Annotated in this window: 2 protein-coding genes; both read left to right on the plus strand. The window is 65.8% G+C overall.

What is annotated here, in order from left to right; all coding sequences use genetic code 11:
- Positions 1-330: GDP-mannose 4,6-dehydratase (locus tag JQ603_RS37885; RefSeq protein WP_212348752.1), on the plus strand; the 330-nt coding region annotated here is incomplete at its 5' end.
- Positions 311-1,238, plus strand: a 928-nt coding sequence (gene fcl / locus JQ603_RS37890; RefSeq protein WP_212348755.1) for a GDP-L-fucose synthase, incomplete at its 3' end; no start/stop codon positions are given. The genes JQ603_RS37885 and fcl, both read left to right, overlap by 20 nt.

Raw genomic sequence — 1,238 nt, forward strand, 5'->3', positions numbered from 1 at the left:
GATGACTTCGTGCTCGCCACCGGCGAGATGCATTCGGTGCGCGAGATGGTCGAGCTGTCGTTCGCGCAGGTCGGCCGCCGCATCGTCTGGCGCGGCAAGGGCGTCGACGAGACCGGCATTGACGAGAAGAGCGGCAAGACGGTCGTGAAGATCGATCCGACCTATTTCCGCCCGACCGAGGTCGATCTCCTGATCGGCGATGCCAGCAAGGCACGCGAGGTGCTCGGCTGGACGCCGAAGCGGACGTTTGCGGAGTTGGTCGCGGAGATGATGCAAAGCGATCTGGCCGAGGCGAAGCGGGACGCGGGCCATGGCAAACATCCCGTTTGAGCTCAAGGGCAAAAGCGTCTACGTCGCCGGCCATCGCGGCATGGTCGGCAGCGCGATTCTGCGCCGGCTCGCGCAGGAAGACGTCCAGCTCGTCACGGTGGAGCGCCGCGAGGTCGATCTGCGCAACCAGGCCGCCGTGTTCGACTGGTTCGCGCGCGTGCGGCCGCAGGTGGTGTTCCTCGCCGCGGCCAAGGTCGGCGGCATCGTCGCCAACGACACGCTGCGCGCCGAGTTCATCTACGACAACATCGCGATCGCCGCGAACGTGATCCAGGCCGCGCATCAGAACGGCGCCGAGAAGCTGATGTTCCTGGGCTCCTCCTGCATCTATCCGAAGCTGGCGCCGCAGCCCTTGCGCGAGGACTCGGTGCTCACAGGTCCGCTGGAGCCGACCAACGAGCCCTATGCGATCGCCAAGATCGCGGGCATCAAGATGGCGGAGGCCTATCGCAGCCAGTACGGCTGCGACTTCATCAGCGTGATGCCGACCAATCTCTACGGCCCCGGCGACAATTATCACCCCGAGATGAGCCACGTCGTCGCCGCCCTGATCCGCCGCTTCCACGAGGCCAAGGTGTCGGGGGCGACAAGCGTCGTGGTGTGGGGCACCGGCACGCCGCGGCGCGAGTTCCTCTATGTCGACGACATGGCGGATGCCTGCGTGCACCTGATGAAGACCTATTCCAGTGCGGAACTGGTCAACATCGGCACCGGCGAGGATATCACCATCGCCGAATTCGCGCGCCTCGTCGCCGACATCGTCGGCTACAGCGGCGAGATCTCATTCGACACCACGCGGCCCGACGGCACCCCGCGCAAGCTGCTCGACGTCAGCCGCCTCGACAAGCTCGGCTGGCGCGCGACGACGTCGCTTCACGATGGCTTGAAGCGCGCATATGCGGCGTATC

This window comes from Bradyrhizobium liaoningense, from assembly GCF_018130825.1.
GTDB classification, from domain to species: Bacteria; Pseudomonadota; Alphaproteobacteria; order Rhizobiales; family Xanthobacteraceae; genus Bradyrhizobium; species Bradyrhizobium liaoningense_B.